This is a genomic window from uncultured Negativibacillus sp. (assembly GCF_944388365.1).
Classification (GTDB): domain Bacteria; phylum Bacillota; class Clostridia; order Oscillospirales; family Ruminococcaceae; genus Negativibacillus.
In genome coordinates, this window is sequence record NZ_CALXIN010000134.1 from 1 (window position 1) to 4,320 (window position 4,320).

General features: G+C 57.8%; 5 protein-coding genes. All 5 read right to left on the reverse strand.

The window, feature by feature from the left end; genetic code table 11:
• A partial coding sequence (gene cobA / locus Q0L39_RS10985; RefSeq protein ID WP_296629161.1) for a uroporphyrinogen-III C-methyltransferase occupies positions 1-481 on the reverse strand: 481 nt, incomplete at its 3' end.
• A 1-nt stretch (position 482) separates the two neighbouring features.
• On the reverse strand, positions 483-1,403 hold the full coding sequence (hemC, locus tag Q0L39_RS10990; protein WP_296629162.1) for a hydroxymethylbilane synthase: 921 nt from the start codon (positions 1,401-1,403) through the stop codon (positions 483-485).
• A 36-nt stretch (positions 1,404-1,439) separates the two neighbouring features.
• The gene (gene cobK / locus Q0L39_RS10995; protein WP_296629164.1) at positions 1,440-2,681 is read right to left on the reverse strand and encodes a precorrin-6A reductase; all 1,242 of its coding nucleotides are present in this window, start codon (positions 2,679-2,681) and stop codon (positions 1,440-1,442) included.
• The gene (gene cobJ / locus Q0L39_RS11000; protein ID WP_296629166.1) at positions 2,674-3,402 is read right to left on the reverse strand and encodes a precorrin-3B C(17)-methyltransferase; all 729 of its coding nucleotides are present in this window, start codon (positions 3,400-3,402) and stop codon (positions 2,674-2,676) included. Before cobJ ends, cobK begins: the two co-directional genes overlap by 8 nt.
• A 44-nt stretch (positions 3,403-3,446) precedes the next feature.
• On the reverse strand, positions 3,447-4,320 hold an 874-nt coding region (locus Q0L39_RS11005), incomplete at its 5' end, for a cobalamin biosynthesis protein (protein ID WP_296629168.1).

Here is a 4,320-nt window from a genome sequence, read left to right on the forward strand (position 1 = left end):
CATCAAAGTCGATTTTCAGTTCGCCGCCTTTTTTGCTGTGCGCCGTGATGATATGAACCGACGAGCAGTAGTCGCGATGAGTGACCGGAATTCCGTTGTACGCCGGTACGGCGATGGCGGAGGTCACGCCTGGCACCACCTCAAAGGGGACATCGTTTTGGATAAGCAGTTCGAGCTCCTCACCGCCGCGTCCAAACAAAAACGGATCGCCGCCTTTTAAGCGGACCACACGGTTGCCTGCCAATGCCTCCTCCAGCAGAATCTGGTTGATCTGCGGCTGTGGAACCGGATGGTTGCCCGCGCGCTTGCCCACACAGATGGCGCGCGCCGTCGATGGAATCATCGACAGAATCGACGCCGACACCAGCGCGTCATAAACGACGACGTCCGCCTGTTCGATCATCTGTTTTCCTTTTAAAGTAAGCAGTCCGGCATCGGAGGGACCTGCCCCCACCAGCCAGACCTTTCCTGTTTTCTGCATCCTACTCTCCCCCATTCTCACAGACGGCGCCGCACAAAAAGCGGCTCTTGAGTTCGACTGCCAGCGATTCTCCCAGCTGGCTTGCGCGGTCAACGGTGCCAACCATGCGGTCGATCACACAGACATCCTCACTTTCGGGACAGTACAGTCCGGTCAGCAGCACCTCCTGTCCATGCACCTGTGCATAGGCAGCAATCGGCGAGGAGCAGCCGCCGTCCAACGTGCGCACAAAGGCGCGCTCGCATTGCGCCTGGATGCGGGAGATCGGGTCATCCACGCCGGTCAGCCAGGAAATGTCCTCACCGGCGCGTCCCTGTACTGCAAGGATGCCCTGACCTGCCGAAGGAATCATCTCCTCCAGCGTAAAGATGTGGTGGATGCGGTCGGACAGCGAAACCCTCTCCAGTCCTGAGCACGCCAGAATCAGCGCGCCGTATTCCCCGTTGTCCAGCTTGTTTAAACGGGTGTGGATGTTGCCGCGGATGGGCTTGATGGGAATATCCGCTCCCATCAGCTTTTGCAGCTGCACCCGACGGCGGTGACCGGAACAGCCTGCCGGCTGGGTTTTGTCCCACTGGTCCACGCCCTTTGGCAGCACCAGACAGTCAAACGGATTGCCGCGCTTGGAATAGGCCAGAATCGGCAGTTCGTCGGGTGTTTCCATCGGCATATCCTTCAGGCTGTGTACCGAAATGTCGATTCTGCCGTCCATCAACGCCTTGTCCAACTCTTTGACAAACAGTCCCTTGCCGCCGATTTTATCCAAAGTCTTGTCGAGGATTTTATCCCCCGTCGTTTTCATCGTCACCAGTTCCAGTGTGATTTCGGGATGGGCTTTCTGGATGGTGTCCATCACCAGCCTGGTCTGCTCCACCGCCAGCACGCTTTCTCTGCTGCCGACCCGAATCGTCTTTTTCGGCATCGTGTCTTTCCTTCTTCCTTCTGATTCTCGTTGATTCTATTTTTCCGGCGTACACAGACTTTTTCTGAGCTGTGACGCCACGGTTTTTACCTTTTTATGGTCGCTTCCGTCCGATCCCAGTCCGATGATGACTCCGTCATGCTCGACGACCGCCGGAAAGTAAAAGTCACAGTCCTCGCGGCAGTCGCAGCGGTTAACCAAAATTCCCTTCTGACGGCACTCGGCAGTCACCGCAGCATTGACCGCAGGGTCATTGGTTGCAGCAAGGCAGAGGTCGGCGGTACAGTCGCCCTTTTGATAGGGTCGCTTGTGCCAGATAAAGACGCCCTGCGCATACAGCTCCTGGCAACGCTCGTGAAGTTGTGGAGCGATCACCTCGATGATACATCCAAAGCGGGAGAGAGTGGCGATTCTGCGCGCAGCAATGACGCCCGCGCCGATGACTTGCACTCGTTTACCTGCAAGGGAAACAAACATCGGAAAATACGGAGCCGCCTGCTTTTTCGGCGCGATGCCAAAGCGTTTGTGCAGCTCCTCCCTGAGCTGTTCGGGTGAAAAGTGCATGGCATTCTGCTCCTGCGGCCGCCCGATGATCAGCAGCGGAATGCCCGCCTGTCGGGCAGCCTGCGCCTTCTCGTCAAAGCCTCCGACGCGGCCCGACTCCTTGGTGACCAGACACCGGATGTTCCATTGGCGGATCATCGCCAGATTAAGTTCGGTGGAAAACGGTCCCTGCATCGCAATCAGGTGCGCCGCAGGCACACCTAGCTTTAGACAGCTTTCTACCACCGAGGCAAGCGGCAGCACCCGCGGATAGACCCGCTCGGCAAAACCTGGAACGGCGGTATAGGCAGCAAGCTCCTTGCTGCCGGTGGTCAGCAGGATGTTGCCCTCAATGCTGCCCAGCATCGAAACTGCCTGCGCGGTGTCCTGCGCCCACAAAAGATTGGGTGCGTCCATTTCCAAACTGCTCTGCTGGCGCAGACAGCGGTAGCAGGGCAGATCACAGTTTTGGGCAGCCGAGAGAATGTTTTGGCTCACCACCTCGGCATAAGGGTGGGTCGCGTCGATCACCATCGAAAAGTCCTGCCGCATCAGCGCTTCCATCTGCTCCTCGTCCAGCCGTCCGGCATGGACCTGCACCAAAGGCTGCTCGTCGATGAGCGTCTGACCGTACTCGGTGGCGACGCAGGCGACGACCTGTACGCCGCATCCGGCAAGATAGCTGCACAGCTCTCTGCCCTCGGTGGTGCCGGCAAACAGCAGCACCTTATACATTTTTATAGCCTCGCGGAGTGACCAGCTTGCCGTCGATCAGCTTAGTCTGGGAGTTGCCGACAAAAACGGTGGTGAACATGTCCACCTGCTCGTGGCAGAGTTCTGCCAGCGTCATGGTCTTTGCCTCCTGACCTTCACGGCCGATGTTGCGCACCCAGCCGCAAGGAGTATCTGGACTGCGATGCTGCAAAATCAGCTCGCAGGCGCGCTGGAGATAGTCGGCGCGCTTTTTGCTGGCCGGATTATAGAAGCACAGCACAAAATCGCCCTGTGCCGCCAGCGACACACGGTTCATGATTTTATCGAGTGGTGTGAGCAGGTCGCTTAAGCTGATGACCGCAAAATCGTGGATGAGCGGCGCACCCAAAACGGCAGCTCCGCTCATTGCGGCGGTGATGCCAGGGATGACGGTGATCTCGATGGGCGGATACTGCTGGCTGAGTTCATAGATCAGCCCTGCCATGCCGTAGACACCGGCATCGCCGCTGCAAATCATCGACACGGTCTTTCCCTTTACCGCTTCTTCGATCGCCATGCGGCAGCGATCGACCTCCTGCTTCATCGGGGTGGTCAAAAAGGTTTTCCCTGCAAGGCGCTCCCGCACAAGATCAATGTAAACGGTATATCCTGCGATCACGTCGCTTTCTTCCATTGCTGCCATCGCCGCCGGTGTGATCTGGTCAAGCTCTCCCGGGCCGATTCCTACAACATACAGCTTCATGACATCCTTCCTCCCTGTATTTTTTATGGTGGTTTCTTCCTATATTATATCGCCGGAAAACGGATGGACCGCACGCCCGCAGCAAGCGAGAGCGTGACGCCACTTCCCTTCTGTTTTTCCAGCAGCAGATGATGTTCTTCATAATGGGTCTGCACGTCATAGACGGCGCTGCGCTGACAGACATTGTCCACGCCGGTAATACCGCGCACAAAGTCGGACGGCGCAAAGGTTCCCTGCGCCTGCATCAGCTCGGCGGCAGAATAGGTGCGAAAAGCAAACCCGTACTTTTTGCAAAATTGCAGCAGTCCTTGCTCCTGGGCCTTGAGGTCGATGGATGCCACGGTGTTCACCGCCTGCACCGGCAGTCCGAGCTTTGAAAGCTCATCGAGGGCAAAGGCTTCGATGGATTCCTCGGCGGTATTTTTGCGGCAGCCGATGCCCAGCACCAGCGTGCGCGGCACAAGCCAGAGCGTGTGATCGCTCTCGGGACGATGAAAGCCCACCGAAATGGCAAATTCGCAGTCGCTGCTGTTGCAAAGCTCGGGCGGGAGCTTTCCTTCCACCGGCAGTTCGCCAGTAAATCCAATCGGTTTGCCCGCAAGCACCGCCGCCGAAATCTCCTTGGCAAGCCTGCGGTCGGTCAGGTACAGGTCGTTTTGACGGGCAAAGACATCCACCGCAAACTTCCCGTTGAGGTCGGTGGCGGTGGTGATGACCGGCGTGCTGTCAAGGTAAGCTGCACACCGGCTGCACAGCGCATTGGCTCCGCCGACATGGCCGGAGAGCAGCGAGATGCAAAACTTTCCTTTCTCGTCGATGACCAGCACCGCGGGATCGGCAAACTTGTCCCTGACAAAAGGAGCGATGGCGCGCACCGCGATGCCGCACGCTCCGACAAAGATCAGCGCATCAGCCTTG